General features: G+C 61.6%; 10 protein-coding genes and 1 pseudogene. 1 reads left to right on the forward strand and 10 read right to left on the reverse strand.

Translation table 11 applies throughout. The features are described from left to right. Positions 1 to 20 precede the first annotated feature (20 nt). The 8 genes and pseudogenes from QZ613_RS20700 to QZ613_RS20735 form a co-directional block, all read right to left on the reverse strand. The gene (locus QZ613_RS20700; RefSeq protein WP_291983866.1) at positions 21 to 3,245 is read right to left on the reverse strand and encodes a helicase-related protein; all 3,225 of its coding nucleotides are present in this window, start codon (positions 3,243 to 3,245) and stop codon (positions 21 to 23) included. A gap of 12 nt (positions 3,246 to 3,257) precedes the next feature. Further along, positions 3,258 to 6,218, reverse strand: coding sequence for a DUF1156 domain-containing protein (locus QZ613_RS20705; RefSeq protein WP_291983868.1), 2,961 nt, complete (start codon positions 6,216 to 6,218; stop codon positions 3,258 to 3,260). 87 nt (positions 6,219 to 6,305) lie between these two features. Continuing rightward, a complete protein-coding gene (locus QZ613_RS20710) occupies positions 6,306 to 8,042 on the reverse strand; it encodes an ATP-binding protein (RefSeq protein WP_291983870.1) in 1,737 nt (578 codons plus the stop codon). Between the two features lie 3 nt (positions 8,043 to 8,045). Next, the gene (locus QZ613_RS20715) at positions 8,046 to 8,525 is read right to left on the reverse strand and encodes a hypothetical protein (protein ID WP_291983872.1); all 480 of its coding nucleotides are present in this window, start codon (positions 8,523 to 8,525) and stop codon (positions 8,046 to 8,048) included. A 12-nt stretch (positions 8,526 to 8,537) separates the two neighbouring features. Then, complete coding sequence (locus QZ613_RS20720; protein ID WP_291983874.1) at positions 8,538 to 11,897, reverse strand: DUF499 domain-containing protein; 3,360 nt, start codon at positions 11,895 to 11,897, stop codon at positions 8,538 to 8,540. A gap of 875 nt (positions 11,898 to 12,772) precedes the next feature. Further along, positions 12,773 to 13,465 carry a restriction endonuclease gene (locus tag QZ613_RS20725; protein WP_291983876.1) on the reverse strand — a complete coding sequence of 231 codons (693 nt, stop codon included), beginning with the start codon at positions 13,463 to 13,465 and terminating at the stop codon, positions 12,773 to 12,775. Between the two features lie 384 nt (positions 13,466 to 13,849). After that, a pseudogene (locus QZ613_RS20730) lies at positions 13,850 to 14,035 on the reverse strand (hypothetical protein); the annotation flags it as partial. Positions 14,036 to 14,044: 9 nt separating this feature from the next. Continuing rightward, positions 14,045 to 14,200: a hypothetical protein gene (locus QZ613_RS20735; protein ID WP_366144480.1), complete on the reverse strand. Its 156-nt coding sequence runs from the start codon at positions 14,198 to 14,200 to the stop codon at positions 14,045 to 14,047. Positions 14,201 to 14,523: 323 nt separating this feature from the next. Here QZ613_RS20735 and QZ613_RS20740 point away from each other — a divergent pair, with 323 nt between their 5' ends. Then, entirely contained in the window at positions 14,524 to 16,377 is a 1,854-nt protein-coding gene (locus QZ613_RS20740) for an AAA family ATPase (protein ID WP_291983879.1), read from the forward strand. 382 nt (positions 16,378 to 16,759) lie between these two features. Here the strand turns inward: QZ613_RS20740 and QZ613_RS20745 are convergent, their stop codons facing one another. Beyond that, positions 16,760 to 19,945, reverse strand: a complete 3,186-nt coding sequence (locus QZ613_RS20745) for a TIR domain-containing protein (protein WP_291983881.1) — start codon at positions 19,943 to 19,945, stop codon at positions 16,760 to 16,762. Between the two features lie 390 nt (positions 19,946 to 20,335). After that, positions 20,336 to 20,620: an integration host factor subunit beta gene (locus QZ613_RS20750; RefSeq protein WP_291983883.1), complete on the reverse strand. Its 285-nt coding sequence runs from the start codon at positions 20,618 to 20,620 to the stop codon at positions 20,336 to 20,338. Between the last annotated feature and the right edge of the window lie 805 nt (positions 20,621 to 21,425).

Consider the following 21,425-nt stretch of genomic DNA (forward strand, 5'->3'; position numbering starts at 1 on the left):
TTGGCGTTATGGCGCAGCCGCTAAGTGGCGCGGATCAGGGTAGCCAGCGTCGCCCCCTCGGCCGATTGAGCCACTGATCCACTGTCTTCCGGAAACGCAGGGCTACCTGGCGTCCAGAATTCGACCGATTCCGGATGTTCCTCAAAAAAATCCGGGTCTGTGGTGACGCTGATACGCGGTGTTCCGGGCTGCGTCCAGAAGATCTCCTTCGTACCGACCCGTTGGGCTTCGACGCCGGGTGGCAGAAGCTTTGGGTGGTCCAACAGGTGGCCGAGTTCTTCGAGCCCATAGGGGGCGGGCAAGCGCTCAGGCTGTTCGAGCGCGGCTTCGATGGCTTCGTCGATGTTGAAGGATTCTGCTGGAGCCTGGCTGGCGGCCTGTTGAAGCTGACTGATGAGATTTGCCCTGGCCTGTTGCTGGTTCTCCGGTCTGGCCAGGGCGACTTCGGCAATCCTGGCGGGCATCGCCGAGAGAATCGGTTGCAGCGGGCCAACCACCGAGGTGAAGAGGTTGATGCGTGATCTCAGCGCACGGTAGACGTCGGTCTCGACGGTGTCCTCGTACATCAGGTTGACGATCGCGATGCGCGGGAACTGCTGGCCAAGGCGGTCGACCCGCCCGATGCGTTGCTCGATTCGCATCGGGTTCCAGGGCGAATCGAAATTGACGAGTGCGCCGCAGAACTGGAAGTTCAGCCCCTCTGCTGCCGCGTCGGTGCACACCAGAACCTGTGCATCCTGCCGCTTGAAACGCCGTTTCGTCTCCTCTCGGGTCAGGCGCTTCCAACTGCTGTCGGGTTGTAGCCATTCGCCACCGCGCCCCGAGTAGCAGAGCACCGAGAACCCCTGTGTCCTCAGGAAATCACGCAGGTAATCGAGTGTGTCGGTGTATTGGGTGAACACAATCGCCTGCGGGAAGGCGGGCAGAAGCGAGTGGTCCATGGCATGGTAGCTGCCTCGTTGCAGGGACTGGAGCACCTCGGCGAGCCGCACGGCTTTCGTGTCCACCGGCAGTCTTCGCACTTGCGCAAGCAAAGTCTCGATGTCGCCCTGTTCCTCGAGCTGCAATGCGGTCTGTTTCTGCTGGTCGACGGCTTCCTCGTCGGCAGCGTCGCCGGACTCGTCGATGTCGTCTTCGGCGTCCTCGCTTGAGCGCAGTTCATCGAAGGGCAGACTGGCCTGTCCTCGTACCACGGCAAGACGCTCTTCAAGGGTCATTCTCAGGGCATGAAAACTGGAGGCCAGGCGCTTGCGATAGGTCGTCATCACGAAGCCGACCGCCGTGCGCCGCTCCTCTTGGGCATTGTTGTACGTCGTCGAGATGTAGGCTTCCAGCGCCTCGTAGACCGCAGCCTCTGCAGGCGCCATGTCGAGGAATTCGTCGGCCACCTCGCGCGTGGCGATCGGTGTGCTGAGCAGGCCGCGCCGGTGATATTCCCGCAAGAGGCCGCGGGTGTGCCGTGATACCAATCCGGCCACCGGCGTGTGCGCGCGCATGATGGCCACCGCACTGCGGCGCTCATCTGCGGAAAGCTGTCGCCTCGGTGTCGCGGCGGCGTCTCGCAGCGAGCGCAGAATGCGTTTCGCCTTGAGCAGGCTTCGCTCAGGCGCCCTCCGTACAGCCGACTCGATCGACACCTCACCAAATGCAGCTTCGGCCGCACGAAAGAGGGCGGCAAGGAACTCGAAATCCTCGTGCGACGGGTTGCTGCTGCCCGACTTCCGGAAAAACTCCAGAAAGCCCTGCCGGGACCAGGCGGGCGGCATGGCCAACAGAGAAAGCAGGTCCCAGACCTCGACCGGATGCACCTGCATCGGCGTCGCGGTCAGCAAGAGCAAGCCGTCGGTGCGCTCCTTGAGACGTTGCATCAACTTGAGAAGAAGGTTGGGCGGGCCTTCCTGCGCGGCCCCCGGGCTCTTGCGTCGCGCATGATGGGATTCGTCGAGAACGATGAGGTCCCACGGGTCGGCCGATTCCAGCAGTTCGTGCTGACGGTCGCGACGACGCATCAGGTGGCTGGAGACAATGACGAAAGGTTCACGATGCCACTCGTCGCGGGAGACTTCCTTTTCCGATTTCCCCCGCAGCAGCGGTGAGGGATACCAGTTCAGTCGCTTGCCGTCATAGATGGGCCAGTTGAGGTTGAACTTCTCGCGTAACTCCGCTTGCCACTGCGTCATCACCGCCTTGGGCGCCATGATCAGGATGCGCTGCGCGCGCCCGGAAAGCCATGCGTAACGCAACACGAGTCCGGCCTCGATCGTTTTTCCCAGCCCCACTTCATCGGCAATCAACAGACGGGGTGGCCAGTGGTCGAGCATGCGTTGAAAGGTCAGAACCTGATGCGGCCAGGGTGTAACGGCGCTGGTCGCTTCGGCAATACGCTCGCCACCCGGCTGCCGCGGCGCAGACCAGATAACTTGCCACACCGCCTTTCGTCGTTCCTCGATCGAAGAGGTCTGCGGCGTACTTTTCCGTTCGTCCGGTTCCTCGTCAGCGGGTGGATCGAGAACAGCGTCGCTGCTTCGCGCTCGCTTGATGCGCTCGGGTTCATCGTCGTCGCGCGGGAGAAAGCGCAGCAGCTCTTCGCGTACTGCGGCGGGTACGTCAAGTACCCGTGCGCGCTTTGCCCTGTCTGCCCAAAGCAGGGCAAAGCTCTTCTCTTCCGCGTCGACGTGCCGGTTGCCGCCGTCCCATTCGCAGAAGACATGAAAGCTTTCCCAGTTGTGCAGCCAGCCGTAAGCGGTTTCGTTCACGCTACCGGCGAAAGCCAGCCGGGCGCCGGTCTTGTCTTCGAGGATGCCGGCCTTCTCGTGGAAGATGGCCTGCGTGGCTACCGGGTTCCGATCGCCGTCGCAGGGAACGGCCACTTTGATTTCCAGGTAACCCCTGGCGACCATCCACGCCAAGAGTTCCAGCGCCTGCTGTTCCCTTGGCGAGCTGCCGGCGAGCGGCATCTTCAACAACTGGCCTTCGACGGTATCCTTCAGTGACTGCCCGTGCTCGATGGCTGCCACCTCGGGCTCGTCAAGCGTGCAACCGACCACCAGGCGCATTCGGCCGTTGTTCAGCACCAGGCCTTCGAGGCCGCGCGCGGCAATGGCGAGCGCGGTAGCCGTGAAATAGCCAGTGGTACGGTCGTAGCGTTGGGCACAGGCGAGCACGCGCAGATAGAACTGCTCGATCAGCGAGCCGTGATCGTGGTCGTACTTGCTTTGCCAGGCGAAGTCGGTCAGCAAGGGCATGGTCGTCTTCGCTCAGACCGTCAAGTCTTCCTGCTGCCAGATTTTCAACTGCTCAGGTTCGGCCACCTTCTCGGCAAGCGCCAGGCGGCGCAGGTTTTCCAGAGCATCGAAATCGGCGCCAGCGCCCTTGGCCGCGTCGGGAAGGTCGAGGCCGCTCCAGATCGTACCCACGGGGAGGACTTCCAGCACCGCTTCGAGCGCGGTCAGGAAGGCTGGATCGACGGCGAGTCCGTGTTTCGCGAGCAGTTCGTTGGCGGATTCCAGCGATACCGTACGGGCGGTCCTGGCCAACTGGTGCAGGGCGTCCATCATCGAGTCGCGACCATCGGGCAGGCCGAGCGAGCCTTTGGCTGCGCGAGTGACGCTGTCCCAGAGGACGAGGTCGGCGCCCTTTTTCTCGGCCAGTCGGCCAACGACGTCACGGTCGAGGTCCACGCCGCAAACCTTGGCGAGTTTATTGGCTTCATCGAACGGAAAGATCGGCGCTTCGAAGGCGTCCCAAGCGAGAACGAACCAGCTCGTCAGATTGTCCAGTTCAACATTGCGTCGGACGTGCGACAGCTGCGCGAGCCGCCATTGCTTCACTTCGGTGCGTGCTGCGACGAGTGCGTCTTCCGGCGTAACGGCGAAGGGGTCGTAGGCCTCGTCGAACATCTCGGCTTGGCGGCGCTTGCGGCGGGACTGTTCGATGTCCTGCCGAGGGGTGCCACGAACCAGCGGCCAGGCTTGCGAGAACACTTCGAGAGCCGGACCGAAGCAGGAGAGATAAAGATCCACGCCGCGAATCCCGGCGCTCTGGAAAACGCCAATACGCTCGCGCACGGCGGCGCGGACCTTGGGTTCCACGTCTTCCCAGTAGCGTGTGTCGACGCCCTGCTGTGTTAGCGGGCGGCAGACCAGGAACACCGTCGAATTGGCAGCAGATTTGTCCTTGATGTGCAGGCTGCCTTCAGCCTCGGTGTTGATCGGCCAGGATGCAGTGATCGAAAAACCCGCCTCCATCAAGCCCTTGGTCAGTGCATCCCAGGCACCCGTGGCTTTGTGGGTAAACATCAGCGTCATGATGCCGTCCGGCTTCAATACCCGGCGCATCTCGGTGAAGATGGCCGCCATGCGCTGCTGGTAGTCGCGTCCGGCCAGAGCTTTGGCACCCTTTTCGCCTTTGAACTTGGCCGGGTTGGCCACTGCTTCGTTTTCCTTGTCGGTCAGCGCGCGGCGGAACAATTCCGGGGAGATGTAACCAGCGGTGCGCTTCAGCCACACATAGAAGAAATCTGACAGCTCGGCATACATTACGTTGTCGTAGTAGGGCGGGTCCATTACCACTGCGTCGATGCTGGCATCGGCAATATGGTCCAAGCTGTCGCCGGACTTGCAGGTGAGCGTGACGGGTGGCGGAGTGAAGTCCTGCAGCCCACCTCCAAAATCAAAGAGGCCCTGAGCACTCGCCGCGGCGCCTGCATCCGGCCGGGCCAGAGCGACCAGCTCGCCGATACATTTTGTGGTCTGCTCGATGGCCCAGTCGTAACCCAGACCGGTAACCAGTGAAGCCATCTCAGCGTAAGACCAGACCATCGCGAAGTTATGGCTGTCGAAGACAGAACGAACCCTTCCCGTCGTCAAGTCCCAGCGCGTGCTACGAGCGTTGTAGTTGACGAGCTTGTCGAGACAGATTGCGAGGTAAATGAACGCCGCCTTTTTTTCCTCAGAAGTACCACCACTTGCTTGTTCCTCAACCAATAGTTCTCGGAAGACCTCGACGTTGATTCCGTGGCCAAGCAATTGCCGGGGCGAAAACATATCAATCCAGCGATACATACCGTACATCCGATGCCCGCGGTCGTAGTTCGATAACTCGCCGATGGCCTCAGTGGGAATGATGTTCAGTGCCTCCCAGTCTGGAAGTTTCGCCGCCAGGGCATCCGCCACCGTCTGCGAGACATCATCCTCCGGGCGGGGAGCGCGGTAACCCCGTACCCACTTCTGCTTCGGTTTGCCGGCTTTGGTATAGCCGGTGATCACCTTCTTTCTATAGACCACGGTGTAGAGCTGGTCACCCATACGCCCCGCCTGCGCTTCTGCCTTTATGTGGTCGCCAGAAATCAATCGCCCACAGTCATCAAACGGGCATGTGGCGTCTCCGCCAGAGACCGTGCCTGTTGATTGTTCCTTAACAGTGCCGACAATTTCGAAGCGCAGGTGGCGATTTTTATCCCCAGGCCCCTTGCCTTTCTCCGGGAGCAGGCGCACTCCTGTACCGTCCGGAGCCAAGCGCCAGTTGGGTGAGAGCGGGACCAGCCCGTCGCAGTGTGGACAGCTCACCCTGCGGGCCCAGATGTAGGTAGCGTCAACGACGTCTGCAGTGTTTGGCTGAAGGAAGAATGGAACAAGCCGTGCTTCAATGCGTTCCCGCCATACCCTGGCAATTCGCTGGAATTCGCGTTGAACTGCGAGACCATGCTTCATGGGCCAACAGACAGTTGCTTGTTGAATCAAGCTTGCTACTGGGTTTAGGTCATTGCCCAGTGTCGTCAAGCCGAGGCGGGAACTTTCGAACGGAATACTGCCTCCGCCAGCAGTTGGATCCAGCACAGTTGGTGATGCCATGCCGAGTCGGCCGACTTCGGTAGCTAACCACTGCAGTTCCTCCTTGTCCGGCAGGTACCCGAAGGCACGCGAGTATCCATATGGGTCTTGCACACGGATCCCTGTTCGCTTTGCCTCATCCATCAATCGCTTGGCCCGCATCGGATCGCCATGAATGCCCACCATATGCAGGAACTTGCCATGGTCCGCATCCTCCGGCAGTAGTGATGCGAGGACGGCGGCCCGGGAAGCTACCAGGGGTCGGCGGGCCCACCACACGTGAAGGTAATAGGTCGGCGGCAGGGCGGTCATCGACCGGCGCTCACGAACGCTTTCTTCACCAAGTGCTGCAATCGGTAACCAGGTTTCAATCAGACGACGTGTCATCGCACACCCGCTTCGGCAATCAGCGCAGCAAGCTCTCGTTGTCCCTCGATAACCAAGGCGAATCGCTTGTCGAGTGTTGTCATTTGCTCATCCATTTTCGTTGGGTGTCCGACCAATGTAGGTGTAGTGCGCGCCGCGGCCATGGCCCTGCATCCTGACGCCTTCGGCTTCGAGTTCGTGAATCAGGCGATTAACCTGCTGTCGGTCGTAGGCAGTGACTTCGCGGATACCGGCGTTGGTCAATCCGGGCTCACCGCGGCGAGCCCGTTGCTTGAGCATGTTGAGCACCCGCGTCTTGGCAACATCCCAGTCAATACGCTGATCGCGTTCTGCATGGCCGAGCCCTTCGAGCCGGCGATGCAGGGCGGGTTTCATGCGCCACCAACTACCGCGACCGGAGCCGCCTCGTTCCAGGTAGTCGAAGATCTGCACCATCTCATCGAGGATATCGCGCATTTCTGCGTCGCGGCGCTGGCAGAGCTCGGCGGCGGTCGATGTGTCGATTTCGGGATGCGAGAGTAGGTAGCGCAAGACCAGCAGGTGGTCTACGTCGAGAGTGCGGCCGGCCTTGCCTTCCTCAGCAATGAACTCGCGGAAGGGGCGTGCGGTTTCCTGCCGTTTGAAAACAATGCGGACAGCGCTTTCCTCGTCGATGATCAGCGGCGGTTCCTTGCCCTCGACCAGCATCGCCTCGAACATCCGTCCGATGCCGAGGTTGCTGCGATTGACCAGGCGCAGCCGGGCGAGCGCCTGCACGAGCTGAAGGTTCCGGGCGAGCGGAGGGTGATGCAAGATGTTGGCGGAGGTGATGCCGCCGACCAGCCCGCCAGGGTTGGTGATTTCGAGCCGGCGGGGGTATTGCTTGACCAGCACGGGGCTCGCCAGGCGCAGGTCAAGGTGGGTCAATGCGTTCAGCAGTGCTTCGCGAAGCGCGATGGTCGGATACGCACGGTATTCGAAGTGATACAACCCGTGTTCGATAGTACTGATCGGGTTGTCGGCGTTGATGCGCGCTTCGATGGCAGCCAGCGCGAGCGGCAGCGCCAGGGAATTTTCGTCGCGACCGTCGGCCCGGTTGTCGTAGGCCGTGGCGCTCTTCATGCGCTCGTGTGTCCAGCCAAAGTTTGGCAGGTGACGGCCAATGGCTTCGGCCTGACCGGCAATCAGCAAGCCCGCGCGGGTGAGCTGACCGTCACGCAGCACCCCGATCGCCCCCAGCAGGTCGAGATCGCTCTTGCGGAGCAGATCGGTCGGCGCTTGCTCCTGTCGCGCCTGGTCGCGCAGGCGCTCCATCGCAGCGGCTGAAATCAGCGACTGCGCCGGCTCGGGGACGATCGCCGCGGTGAAGTCGGCGTCGCCTCGCTCCACCATCAATTTTTCGCGCAGGTCGCCGGTCAGTGGTACGCAGGCGTTGCCCTTGCGCACCGTTCCCGCTCCGGCCGTATTGGTGTAGGGCGACAGGCCACCGTGCACCTGCATGACCAGAAGACGCCCGGTACCTTCCGGCACGTGAAGTTCGTGAATATCAGGCGTCAGCTTCGGGGCGGTACGCTCGTAGATGTCGCGTTTTAGTTGGTGAATTTCTGCCTGTGGCGGCACACCGAGGACGGCCTTTTCCCGCCCGACGACACGGTCACGTACGCCGAGCACTACAGTCCCTCCACCACCGTTGGCCATGCAGATCGCGATATCGACAGCCTGCTTGATCGCCTGCCTGGGTTCGGCTGGCCACTCCTTGAAGTCGAGATCCTGAGTTTCGAGGGCATCGGCTTCCACCTCTTGCAAGCGATCAAGCAGGCTGCGGATTTCGGTTAGCTCGCGCATCCGTCAGGGCTTGGGCTCGATGAGCAGGAAGCGCAGCGCCATCAGTACGCGCCGCGGGTGCTTTCGATGCATCGCCATGCCGAGCCAGTAGCCGGCTTCTTCCTTGGTCATTGCTTCGATGCCTTCGGCGACCGCCACGATATGCTCGCGATTGCGCATCGGCGCCAGTGCGCGAAACAAGAGCCCGAGACTGATCGCCATTTCTTCGTCGACCGCTATCCTGAGCGCATCGAAGGCGGGCAGGCTGTTCAGGTCGATGCGCGACTGTTTCAGGCGCCGCAGCAGGCGGTGCTCGATCAGCGACAGGTTGCGACCGCGCAGTCCGGCGATATAGGTCGGCTGCCGAATGTGCGGCGTGGCGCCGGCAGGGAGTTGCCAGATTTCGACCTCGATATCCGAGCCAGAGAGCCGGCGCGCGCGCATCTCGTACTGGGGCAAGGCAGAAACGTGCCTTGCTGTACTTAGGTGGGTCACTTTGCTCATCGGTAGTCCTGCTTAATCCTGCTCTGCAGCCGTTGCCAGCACATGTGCCGAGGGCGAAACCAGTCGCGTCAGCCGCTGAATCAGGCCTTCGGCCGAAGGCCCCTGAACGGCAAGCGGCGGCTCGAACCGGATCTGGAAAGAAATATCCGCGTCGCTGTCGGTGGCTGCACGGAACTGCGGTTCGAGGTAGTCCTTGAGGGCAGTCGCGTCGTCGATGTCGCCCTTGAAGCTGAGTTCAGCAGTTGAACCGCTGGCAGTTTCGAACGAAGCGGTCATTTGGACTCGCTTGTTGGCGTTCGGAATCGACTTGACGAGGGGCATCAGTTTCAATGCATCCGATTTGTCGAATGGCCGGATGGTCAGCGTCGCCAGGCTGCGGATTCCGTTAGCCCGCGCTTTTTCGAGTAGACGGGTGAGCGCAGCCTTGAGAACATCTTCGGCCTCAATGGCGGGGGGGGACTTTGCCTTGGGCATCGTTCGGTCGGTGGCCGCGGCGTAATCTCCTGAGCCCTGATCCGTCTGACCATCGGCTGGGCGAGCGCTTGAGTCGGTCTTGCCGGTTTCGCTCTTGGCCTCCTGTCGCGGCCAGATGCCGTGCTCCTGTGCATACGAGGTGGTGTAGATGAACGACTGTTCGTCGACCTTGATTTCGGCATGCGGGTCCCCCTTGCCACGCAGAAGGTCGCCGGACTGGTAGACGTAGTCATCCTGGTCGATACCAAGCCGAATACCTTTGATGAACACGTCGTCACCGACGAGCATCGGCAACGAGGGATCCTGACGGAATTCGGTGCGCAGCGCAGCGGTTGTGATCTGGCCTTTCTTGAGGGGCGTGCGATCGCGTACATAGACCGGGGAGTCCGGCTTGTCGGTAGGCAGGCGCAGTTTGCCGGCGTTCTGGAGTTGGGTAACGACCTGGCGCTGGCCGTCGCCCGGCCGGTCCGAGGCAGTTTGAATGTCGACCACGGTGTGTGCCAGGTCGCAGTTAGCCTCGTCTAGTCGATTTCGCGACGGGTAGAAGATGTGTCGGAAGCACTGCTGCACGGCCAGAGCGAGTTCCTGCTTGGAGCGTTCGTGCAATTCCTGCAGTTTGGCTACCTGATAGTCGGCCAGGTCCTTGAGCTTGCCGGGTTGCCGCAGAGACTCCAGGGCGATGTTGCGCAGCATCTTGGCCTTCATGTTGGGCACTCCGGCCGCGTCTGCCACCAGGAAGACGAGATTGTTCCGGTTGTGGCGCCAGTCGGTGCCACCACCCTTGTGCAGGAAGACCTTTTCGACCAGGTTATCGACAGTCACCGCGTCGCTGAAGACCTGGGTAGCTTCGTAGCCGAGCATCACCAGGTAGGGGCGTCCACTGCCATCGTCGTCGGGGACATCGTGAGGGCCGGAGGCGAAGGGGATGAGATTGAGATTGGGACCCGCGAAGAGATCGCGGATGAAGCTGTTGAGACGCGTGCGTGCCTCATCTCGATCGGTGTTGGTTTCTTCGCGCCGAATGATCTGGGTGAGATTGGCCTCGGCCAGAAAACGGAGAGGGGCCCCGGGTTTGTCGTCGAGATACGCCGAGTCGGTCGCGAAGCGTTTGCGTGCGTCATCAATGAATGCGACATCTGTTCCCGGACTCAGGATGGCGTAGCGCAGTTCCTCGGCGTTGAGTCCGCGCAGGGTGTCGTTGAACGCCAGGGTATGAATGAACGCGCAGCGGGCGACGTACGATCCATACTTCGGAAGGCCCCTGAACGGACCTGCGTCGAGTTGTTCAGCCAGCGCCGGCGTGGTTTCGACGGTGGCAATCTCGGCCTTGATGGCCGGCACGTAAATGTCCTGCTTGAGGCGGGTGACGAGTTCGAGGCGTATCGGTTCGAACCCGAGGTCGATGTGATGGGTGTGAATCGCGTAGGCGTCGGCGGGGCGCGTTTGCCAGACGCGTGCAACCGTACGCGCGAGGAGACGCAGCATGCCTCGCACGCGCTGGAAATTACCCAGGGTACCGGTTTTCTGGGTGAGCACATTCACCAGTTCCGGGTGCAGCGGATAGCCGGCGGCAAACTCGTCCAGGCGCCGATCCTCGGCTGGGGCTGGTGGAAGCAGCTCCCGGTTGGCATCCCACAGCGACTTGTAGGCGGAGATGACCGCCCGTGCTTTGTCGCGGTCGATACGGGTGAACAACCGTCGGCAGATGACCTTGACAGTCTCGTCGTCCTCGGTGGGATCGATTACCGTCGCCTTACGGGCAGAGACACTCTCGGCCTCGGCGAAGAAGGCCGCGATGTCCTGTGTCTCGCGGCTGTAGGCGTCAGAGGCTTTGCCGTCACGACCGACCGCCAGCGTGAAAACCAGCGCCGCCGTGGGGGAGCTCTCCACTGCCTTCATCAGCGAAGTCATGAACGCAAGGAGCTGTTCGCCTGCGCGCTGGGCGTTACGACCGGCCACCTTGCGTAGGTAGGGTGCGATCTCGTCGATGAGAATGACTGCCGGCTCGCTGCCGATCAGCTCGCGCAAGGTGTCGGCACCCGGCGCGATTCCTTCGCGATCACTCGTTTCGACCAGGCGATAGCCGGCCTCACCACCCAACGCATAGGCCAGTTCCCCCCATGGCGTGTAGGCGCGCAGGGTGTCGCCAAGCCGGTGCCCATTGGCCGGATCGGCGTTTTCGCCATCAAAAGCCGCAATGCGCACCGATGCCGAGGGGCGCAAGGATGCGTCGAGAAACTCATCGGCGTTCGCCACCTCGGAGAGGCTGCGCATGGCGTGCGCGAGCGCAATCAGTGCGTGCGTCTTGCCGCCGCCAAACTGGGTGTCGAGACGAAAGATGGCGCCAATCTGGTCGGGATGACCACCGACGCGCAGCGCAACCAGCTTCAGGACATTCTTGATGCCCTTGGTCGGGTAGGTGTTGGCGAAGAACAGCTCCGGGCGCTTGTACTCGTCGGGAGCGTCTCCCCGCAGCACCTGCGAGAGGTCCGCAGCAAAGTCGCTCTCACGCAATGCCCCTTGCAGAACATCAGGTCGCGGCTCGCAGATGGAAAAAAGATTGTCGGTCATGGCGTGCCTGATTGTCTGTCGGTGCGTAAATGTATCAAAAAAATGTATCTGATGACATTTCGCCGGGAGTGTTCGGCCAGTCCGCTGCAGCACGCCGGCCTGGCCAAGCTCGCTAAATTGGTCACAAGGCTTGTGACGAATCTCGGGGCTACGGTTCGCGTAAGCCGGGAAGAACTGTCGAAAGTATTTCAGGTTGGTTACCGAGACCCCCGCCCGCACCGCCGCTGCAGCGATGTCGGACAGTTCGGCAAGCTGCCGGCCGCCGTAGCCGGTCCACTCCTCGCCGCCTTGTAACGCCTGAACAATCTCTCGCCCAATCAAGCTCATGAATTCTCGGTAGGGGAGGGGAGCCGTCACCACAAGAGCACCATTCGCCGCCGGCGCAGATAACACGGCGCTTGCGGTCAGAGGATCTGCTGGCCGTCACGCAGAGCATGGTCGAACGAGAACGCTACTCCGCAAACAGGTCTCGTCCAGTCAACGAGTAAAGGGTCGCTCAAACTCCGGGCAGTCCGCCTCAGGACACACTGGCGTTGGCTTGCCGGGCAGGACGCACAGAGTTATCCACGACTTGTGTGGACAACCGGCATCGCACGAACGCCGGCGTGAAAGACGAAGTGGCAAGGCTTGCGCTCACGCGAAGGGACCGGACGGCTAAGCAGGCACCCGAACGTATCCGCGGCGAGTTCTGACCCTCTCCAAGGTCGCGATCTTTTTCATGCCTTCCTCTTCGCTTGATACGACGAGAGTGGTGTTCAGGAAACGGGGTAGAACGAGCAGTCGTGTCACCAGCCGCCATTTCGCAGTCGGAAAACGCCGGGGATAAGGTTTCCGGCCATCCAGCCTATCCGACACGGTTTCCCGTGCAGCTTTCGCCCTGTCGAGCCCATCGTTTGCGACGCTTTGCCGTCCGTGCGGGAAACAGATGTTTAGCGACACAAGGGACAGCTGGCTGGAAATAGCGGCCAAAATCGGGCAAAACGTGTGCAGAAAACAGTGTCGTGTAGCTGAAGCAACCGGAAACATCGCCCATAACGTTTTCCGACGGAAGTTTCGGCGGTTCCGGCGTACAACCCCCGATAGCGGTTTAGTTCAACGCAGAGCTAACCGGCGCTGCGCGGTTTTATCGCGCAGTGGCCAGCGACCCAACGGAGCGAGGTTGGGGGCCGGGTTGGACCGCTGTTTAATTGCCCAGATGTTTCCTAATTTCCCTGATGGGCAACCTGAAGCTTCTTTTCTAGCTCATCCACCTTTGGCGCCACCATCCCAATCACTTCTTCTGCAGAGGAAAACTGCTTGTCCTTCCCGATCTCCACAAGAACAGCAAGCGCATCCGTCTGAAATGGATAAGTGCCTCGCAATGCCCGAGTGACTAGGTCCAAACACAGTTCAACTACACGCGCTCCCGAATAGCCGTATCCCCCCGCATCCTCACGAAGACCATGTTCGATGCGCAGGTCCTTTGGGAGGTCCCAGTATTTTTGTCGGCAGGTCTCGACGCGGTCATACAACTCACGCAACCGCATTGCAGAGATGTCACTACCAGCGGTCGCTCGAACATTCCCAAGCGAAGTGACTTGGACGTTCGTTAGATTCGCAGCCTCCACCGCACCGCTCTGAAATCCAGCCTCGCAAAGTAGGATGCCCCTGTCCGCGCCGAGTTCGGCTACGATCGCGCGAAGCGCTATTACGTGGAGCTTTGATACTGGTGCCTTCCAATGCTTGCATTCAACCAACCAAGTCACATCAAAGCCCGCGTGATGTGACTTCACAACCACATCGACGTCATGATTCGTACGCGCGCCACGCATCGTCACATTTGTCTCAGCTTCAAGCCCCATTGAACGAAATAGTGAAGCCGCTTCTTCTTGGTAATCATTCCAGTCTGTCGCCATGGTGTGTTCGGTGTTTCTGTGAGGTCTAACGCCCAGGTAAGCGCCGCTCAGCTCGGAGCGACTGGTCGATCAACAATAGCGAAGCCATGCGCGAGCAGGCGCGGAGAGCTGAGCGTCCGAGCGAGCTTGCGAGCGGCTTGACCGCCTTGTTGGACGAAGCCGCTATGCGGAGGAAAGCCCGGTGCCGTAATCGTGCTGAAGTCAAGATGTGACCCGCCCCTCATCCGAGGGATGTTCATGACGAATGCGAGGTTACCGCAAGATGGAAGACATGTCCGCTGTCGCAATGACGAATTTTGACACGAACTACGAGCTGCACCAGAAGCACCTGAAGCTCAAGGGCTTGCAGCCGGGCGGTGTAAGCCGGAACCCCCGAAAATTCCGTCATCCCAACTCCAACCCGGCGACGAGCGCATCCAGGTCGATCACCTTGCCGTTACTGAGAAAGGTGTAGTGCCCGCTCAGCAAGCTCTGCCGCCAGGCTGCCGGAGAAATCTGCGTGATCAGCGCCAGTGTCTTGGCGTTGCCGCTTGTCTCGAACTTCGTCAGCAGCCGCGATAGGATGGCCGCTAAGGAGGCTCAGTGCTCTTGGCCATCCTCAGGGTCGCCCTGCAGGCTTGTTTCGTAGTCCTGGCCGACGTAGAACATGGCAATGATGGAAACCTGCTCGGCTGCTGCGTCGAGGGCGATCACGGCGCGCTTCGTGTAGTGAGCAGAAGACAGGAGCCTGGCCAAGCGATCCTTCGCGGTTCTTAGGAAACCACAGAATTCGGAAATATTCGTACACTAGACTTTTGTCATTTTTCGTGACGGTCTCTTGACGACCCACAGGAGCCGTTCGGACTTCGGCGTCCGGTCAAGGAGGGCAGGTTCCAGTGGATGAGCAGCCATAGACGCGATAGCCATCGCTACAGGCTCCTCGGTCGTATCAATCACCAGGCTAGCCAAATTCCAATGACCCGCATTAGCCCGAGCTACCTTTTGTATCTGCTGCTGATGGTAGCTAGCATACTGCTTATAAAACGTTGCCAACAACTACGGTTCAGCGAGGACGATACGTGTCAAAGCTCAAGTCAATCAAGGTAAAGCGTTTCAAGCAACTCCGCGAGTTTGAACTCGAGGTTGATGACACGACAGTTCTGATTGGGGTCAACAACGCCGGCAAGAGTTCGGTCCTACAGGCAATTCACTTTGCTGTAGCCATTGCACAGACAGCCAAGCTAGTTGGCGAAGGAGTCAAGTGGGGAAATGATAAGTTCGAGCTGTCTTTCAACCCGACGCAGCTTCTCTACTCCCCGGTTGCCGATGTCCTTTCTCTCGCCTATGGGGGCAACCTAATCGAGTCGCCGTTACAGCAGATCGAAATTGAAATAGAGCTCGACGACGGTGCGAGCTGCCTTGTGACCGTCAGGCGTGGTCGAAACAGAAATGTCCAAGTAGCCCTTCGAGGACGAGCCGTTGGCGAACGACTTATGGATTTCGGCCGTCCGTTTACGGTTTACGCCCCAGGCTTAGCGGGAATTGCCAAGGAGGAACGCTACATGTCACCAGGGGTTGTCCGTCGGATCGTCGCCCGTGGCGACGCCAACCTTGTGCTCAGAAATGTCCTCCTGATGATCAAGGAAGTGGATCGAAAGGAAAAGGAACAATATTGGCAGCGTCGCAAGGACGAACTACAGAGGGCTCGCGAGGACCGGGAGAAGGGACAAGGACCACTCGTTGCTAGCAAGCCCCTGATTAAGCGGCCGTTTAAGGGGCCTTGGTCAAGGTTCCTTGATGACATGCACTCGCTGTTTCCGGGGCTCAGCATCGAGGTGAAGTTCGACCCTGACCGTGACGAGGCGATCAACGTCTACTTTCGTGAAGGCGGAGGCCCGCAACTACCAATCGACGCGGCGGGAACTTCAATCCTCCAAGCCAGCCAGATCCTGGCTTATGTGACTCTGTTCAAGCCCCAAGTCTTGATCTTGGATGAGCCGGACTCGCACCTTCACCCAAACAACCAGCGCGCACTCTGTGACTTAGTGACTCTGTTGGCGGCTTCGCGGGGCTTCCGTGCCATTATCAGCACGCATTCACGACATGTACTCGATAGTCTGAGAGACCGCGCAAATATCGTCTGGTTGAACTCTGGAAAGAGGGTGGACTATGACGCAGTGACCACGCCAGCCATGCTTCTCGAACTTGGTGCGCTGGACTCCGTGGATTACTTTGCAGATGGGCAGTTGAAGTGTCTCTTTGCCACCGAAGACAGCAAAGCGGAGTCCATCCATGCGCTTCATGCCCTGTTGCAAGCGAACGGGTTCCCATTGAAAGAGGTCGAGGTCCGCCCTTATTCAGGTTGCTCGAAGCTGGACGCAGCCAAAGTCTTGCGAAATTTCTTACGGGATAAAGCGCCAAATGTCAGGTTCGTCTTGCATCGGGACCGTGACTACATGGATGCCGGCGCTGCAGAGAAGTTCGAGCAGGGACTGAGGGTGATTGATGCGCACCCATTCATCACAGCTCACAGTGACGTTGAGGGGTATTTCCTGAACGCTACGCACATTGCAGAGCTGAACCCGACCATTACCCAAGAGCTTGCGCAACAACTCATCGACCAGGCCATAGAAACCACTAAAGGTAAGTCGGTCGAAGCGCTAATCAACATCCGGACCGAGACAGCAATCAGGAATCGAAATGGTGGTCCACCGCACAATGCGGGTGAACTTGCCGCCAAAGCTTATACTGACTATGAATCTGGTCCTGCCAAGTGGTGCCGAGGCAAGCGTGTGCTAGGCGAATTGCGCTCGCTGCTAAACCAAGAACTGCAGTGGCACCCCACCATCTTGAAGGCGACCAAGCACTTGGTTGTTCCCGAACTTCAAGCGATCCGGGAAACAATTTGGCCAACTGCTGATGCAGCATCGTAGATACTTCGACAGCAGTCTGCTTCAGCCAACCTGAAAGCATAAGAAAGACTTTCGCGAACGCCGGCAACTGGACGGTTGCTGCCGTTGGGCATGACTTTAGCATCATGGAATGTCTCTGAGCATCCCCCCAAGGGCAGCTTCCGACCCATAAGAGACAGTCGTCGACCTGCTCTGATTGCCGAAAAGCCGCCGGCCGGAGCTGCGTGCAGCGGCCTGGAGGAGGCCCCGCTGCGGGGGCACAATCGGTGCGCAGCATTTGCGGCGATTGTTACGATGATCCAGCGGCACCAACGTCACCAAGAGATCGGCATCGCAGCAACTGAGTGGCATAGCCCGCACTGCTCGTGCGGAACCCGCCAGCCAGCCTTCGAACCTGCCGCCGCTAAACCGCCTGCATTGCCGCGAGGTGCGCTCGGACGCGATCGCCAATGGCCTTGAGTGCGCGCGCGCACAAGCGGCCGCGTGCGTCTGGGTCGCGGGGCAGCACCGCGGGAAGATCGAGTTCATCCCAGACTCGCGCCAGCGCATCGCCGGCGCGCGCGCGACCACTGACGTCGATTGTCGCGAATGCGACAACGCCAGCGCCGTGCCGGCGCGCGAGCGCGCTTGCGGTAGGTAGTAGCGGCGCAGCGATGGTCGCGTCAATGCGCGTGTCATTGCTGCGCCAAGTGATCCCGTCTGAACTGCCGACAATGCCGAAGGCGTTCGGGTCGTCGTCGAACTTGGTAACGACATCGACCGTCGAGGCTGGAACGATCGCGCGCACGAAGGCGCGCAGGTGACGCGTCGCTACCGACGAGCGCGACTCGGGGCCGAAGCCGCCGAAGATCTCGATCGGCACCTGCGCATACGCTGTGTCCCGCTCGGGCGCGACCGGCGGATCCGCCGGTCGGCCGTCGAACACGACCAGCTTCCGCAGCCCGGAGCCCGCGATGTTGAACGTCGCCCATGGCAGCAGGCCGCCTTCGACTTCGACGTACGGTGGCGCGATCAGCGTGCCGTCACCCGGCGACATGCCGTCATAGTGCTCCCACATTGGTGCCGCCGGGATCTCGGTCACCGGCGGCAGCGCGGCACGGGCCAGCAACCAAGCGCAGTGGTCGAGTAGGAAGTCGCGCAGCAGCACATCGTGGTACGGCGCGCGTCCGTCGAGGCGGTCGCGAGTCACGGCGAGCGGCAGTGCGCCGCGGCCATCGAAGACCATCACGTCCGCGACCCCGAGGGTCCACGGGCCGCCGGTCGCGTACCGGCGCGAGTGGATGGTCTCGTGCTGGCTCTCGACGAGCAGGCCGTTGACCCACAGGCGCTGGCGCGCCTCGCTCCCGGGCCGCCACAACACGCGCTCGAGGCCGTCGAACGGGAGCCGGCGCCACGGCATCTGGTCCAGGTCGGGGTCCGATTCGGCGACCGTCGGCGCCACCGCGACGTCGCCGACGATGCGAGCGACACGCGGCGACGTTAGCCCGAACCAGTCCCACTGCTCCGGGTTCTTCGCCAGCCTGTCGTGCACCACGCGGTCGACCGGGATACGGATCGCTGTGCCGACCGGGGCCGGCGCGCGCCGAAGCTCGATCGGCTCGTCGGCCAGGCGGGCCACGAAGTGGGTGCCGATGCCGTCGGCCTCAGAGACATGGCGTGTCGCGACGTGGACTTCATCGCCGAGTAGGAATGCGGTCAACGTACCGATGCCGAAGCGCCCTGAGCGCAGCAGCTCGTGCTGGCGCGCGGCCGGGAAGCGCTGCATCCACTCGGCGTTTCGGCGCAGCGACGCGCCAACACGCAGGAAGTAGCCTCGGACAGTATCCGGCGTCATGCCGACACCGCCGTCGACGATCTCAATCCAGCCTGTTTCGACACCGTCCCCCGGCGCCAGCAGGCGGATGAACACGTCGCAGGCGTGGACGTCCAGGCGCGGGTCAGGTGCGCTGGGCGTGGCCGGCGGCCAGTGCGCGCGTTCGCGCACCGCGTCAAGCGCGTTCTGCAGCAGTTCGCGCACGCCGACCTCGGGTCGGTCGCCGTACAGCGGCGCGGTCAGCAGCCGGATCAATTCGGTCGAATCGGTCGTAATGCGTGCGAGCTGCGGCACGAAAGGCAGCGTGCGGTCGAAGCGTGAACGCGCCGGATCGGCGAGCGGCGTCGACGCGGTACGCAGGCGCAGGCCAAAGCGGTCAGTGCCGTAGACCTCGCCGATCACCGCCCAGCACTCATCAAGTCGCGCTTGCAGTTCGCGCGTCCACCCGAGCACCGCCTGGTACGCAAAAGCCGAAGCCGGGCTAGCAAGCACCTGGACTGCCTGCGTGTCAGTCAGCGGGTCGTGACGGATCTCGTCGATGGCGCTCAAAGCGGGCACCGATTCGGCGTCGGGCGCGAGCCCGGCACGCTTTGGCGCGAGCCCGGCATCCGATGCCTCGGCGTAGCGATCAAGGTGCCCGGCGCAGCGCAACGCGGCAGCCAGGACGACCGGCAACGCGCCGTCGACGAGCCGCGACGGGCGCGCCCCGGGCGGGGCGAAGTGGTCGACGACCGCGCGCAGCGCCTCGTCGGCGGACCGGGCAAGCAGCGGCACCAGCGCCGGTAGCCGCCCCGGCAGCACGTCGGTCAGCACGCGCGGCAGCGCGAAGCCTTCGGGAGGCAGCGCCGCAGCCTCGTGCGCTAGCCGCGATTGGTACAGCAAGACGAAGCGCCCGAGCAGCGGCAGCGCCCGAGCGTCGGCAACGGCGTCGTCGTGGAACGCGAGGTCGAGCAACGCGCGGTGGTCGACGCTGGTGCCTGCTTCGTAGCGACTGTGCTGCACGAAGTCTTGCCACAGCCGCTGCACCGGAACGTCGTCGGCAAGCGCGCCTGGTGGCAGCATCGCCCGGCGCAGCATCTGCTGCAGCGCCGGCAGTGGCACGTACAGAACGCGCTCGCGTGCAATGACGGCGACCACGAGTGTGGCGACGTCGCGCGCCGACAGCTTCTCGAGCGTGGTCTCGTCGAACAGCCACGCGGTGAGGCGGAGTAGGCGCTCAACGTGGCGAGGGCCGTGCTCCTGTATCGCCGGCAGCAGGTAGGGTGCGCCGGAGGCAGGTGCACCCAGCGCGGCCGGCATCACGCCGACGAAGGCGGTCGCGCTGCGCGCATCGTGGGCGTCGAGCTTGGCGCGCAGGGGGGGCGGTAGATCGATCGCTGCGCGTTCGCGCTCCGCCAGCAGGTTGGCGATGCGGCTGGCGAGCGCCGATCCCTGCTTGCCAACGATCGAGGCGCCGTGCAAGCTCGCGATTTCGGGGGGCAGGTCGTCCTGCGGCAACAGGAAAAGTGGCACAACCGCCGCGCCGGACTGGCGCGCCATGCCGATCTCCTGGTTCACGTAGCGCGACGCGAGCGCTGCGGCGCTGACGATGACGAAGACGACGTCGGCGCCGGCCAGATTGGCTTGCAACGCCGCATACCAGTCGGCGGCGGGCTGGAGCGCGCGCTCATCAAGGAAAGGTACGGCGCCTGCAGCGACGCAGGCATCCGCGACGGCACGCGCCACCAGGGCGTCTGCCGACGAGTAGCTCACAAAGACGCGCTCAATCGAATTCATCGTGACCGCACAGGATAGCCGTTTGGACCTGACCAAGGATCAGGTGTCCCGCGGACGCTGCCAGCGCCGCCCCGTGGTATCGGCAAGAGCGAACGATCGCACGCGGTTTGAGAACGCGAGCATACATCTCACTTGGGATGGAGCACAACGGGCGGCATTTGGCGACGCGTTCTTGCGCATCCACCCGAGGCGGCGAGCCGAAGTTCAAGACCCTAAGGCGGGGCGTCTTCTCGATCACTGGCCTCCTAGGATGGCTGGGAGGCTCGCACACTCACACATAAGCCGCCTGTCGCCAACGTCAGCACCTGGCCGATCTGAGACCATCAGTTTCGTTCTGCGATACATGCGGTATGCTTACCGGCGCGCGATCAGAACTCAATCAAGAAGCGCTTATCTGCTCGAGTCGACCTTGGTACGTAGTTCTTTCCCCGCCTGAAAGTGGGGCACAGCTTTCGCTGGAACCCGCACGGCCTCACCAGTTTTTGGGTTGCGCCCAGTACGTGGCGGCCGGTAGTTGAGCCCAAAGCTTCCGAAACCGCGTATTTCAATGCGGTCCCCCTTCACCAGCGTATTGCTCAGCGCTTCAAGAATGGCCTTGACCGCAAGTTCAGTATCTTTGGGGGTGAACTGCGGGAAGAGGGCAGCGAGTCGGTCGATGAGTTCAGAGCGGATCATCGGCGAATTTTACGCGGCACTTCCGCTCGGGAGCGGTGGCAAACCACACAACACCAGGCGCGACCGCATCGATGACGCATGGCAACTTCGACGCCCTCCGCATGTTGAGCGCCGTCCCTCAGCTCAAGCCACGGGAGGTCACGCCTCCGCCGCCACACAGAAACCTGCCACCCACGAACAATGACGCCAGCACACAATGAGCCACACGGCGAACAGGATGTGCAGGGGAAAATCAAGCGACAAGAAACCAGGGCCGTCGAGGCTAGAAGGGGCGGACGCATTCGCTAGATAGGGACCTGAAGCGGACCATCTCGTCTCGGCCGTCTTGCGGTGAATCAGATAATCGCGCAGTGGCGGAGGTTGGCGTGACACACGGCACTCATGATCCTTGAAGGTCGGCCTGGTGGCGAGCAGACATGTAAGTACCACGGCGGTATGGCCCGTCCAAACGGCGTGCGTCGCCGGTATTCTGGCAGCGAAACCAAGTGCGTGGGCAGTTTGCCGACCAGTGATAAAGTTGCACATAAGAACCTAAGCCGCCGTTGAGAGGTCGGTGAGGGTACGCCGTGTTTTCCGAGGTGCCGTGTGTGTGAAGCGCGGAGTGGGGAGTGGGTCGGACCAGGCCGCGGGCATGTCAGCGCCATGCTGCGACATCTCAAATGTCCCCGATCAAGCCGCTGGCCGCAGCAAACACAAACCAAAGGTGCAGCGGGACATAGCGGATAGTGCCGCCCTTGCCGAACAACCTTCAGGTGCGGCACGCCGCGCCGTCGTGCTGAGAGTCCTTGACTTTCAGGCGGCACAG

The organism is Candidatus Accumulibacter sp. ACC005 (genome assembly GCF_907163215.1).
Taxonomy (GTDB): Bacteria; Pseudomonadota; Gammaproteobacteria; order Burkholderiales; family Rhodocyclaceae; genus Accumulibacter; species Accumulibacter regalis.

Bases quoted from the DNA above. Each gene is read 5' to 3' on its own strand.
- QZ613_RS20745 (WP_291983881.1), bottom strand. From the start codon at position 19,945: ATGAATTCGATTGAGCGCGTCTTTGTGAGCTACTCGTCGGCAGACGCC.
- QZ613_RS20720 (WP_291983874.1), bottom strand. From the start codon at position 11,897: ATGAGCTTGATTGGGCGAGAGATTGTTCAGGCGTTACAAGGCGGCGAG.
- QZ613_RS20705 (WP_291983868.1), bottom strand. From the start codon at position 6,218: ATGACACGTCGTCTGATTGAAACCTGGTTACCGATTGCAGCACTTGGT.
- QZ613_RS20710 (WP_291983870.1), bottom strand. From the start codon at position 8,042: ATGCGCGAGCTAACCGAAATCCGCAGCCTGCTTGATCGCTTGCAAGAG.
- QZ613_RS20715 (WP_291983872.1), bottom strand. From the start codon at position 8,525: ATGAGCAAAGTGACCCACCTAAGTACAGCAAGGCACGTTTCTGCCTTG.
- QZ613_RS20700 (WP_291983866.1), bottom strand. From the start codon at position 3,245: ATGCCCTTGCTGACCGACTTCGCCTGGCAAAGCAAGTACGACCACGAT.
- QZ613_RS20750 (WP_291983883.1), bottom strand. From the start codon at position 20,620: ATGATCCGCTCTGAACTCATCGACCGACTCGCTGCCCTCTTCCCGCAG.
- QZ613_RS20725 (WP_291983876.1), bottom strand. From the start codon at position 13,465: ATGGCGACAGACTGGAATGATTACCAAGAAGAAGCGGCTTCACTATTT.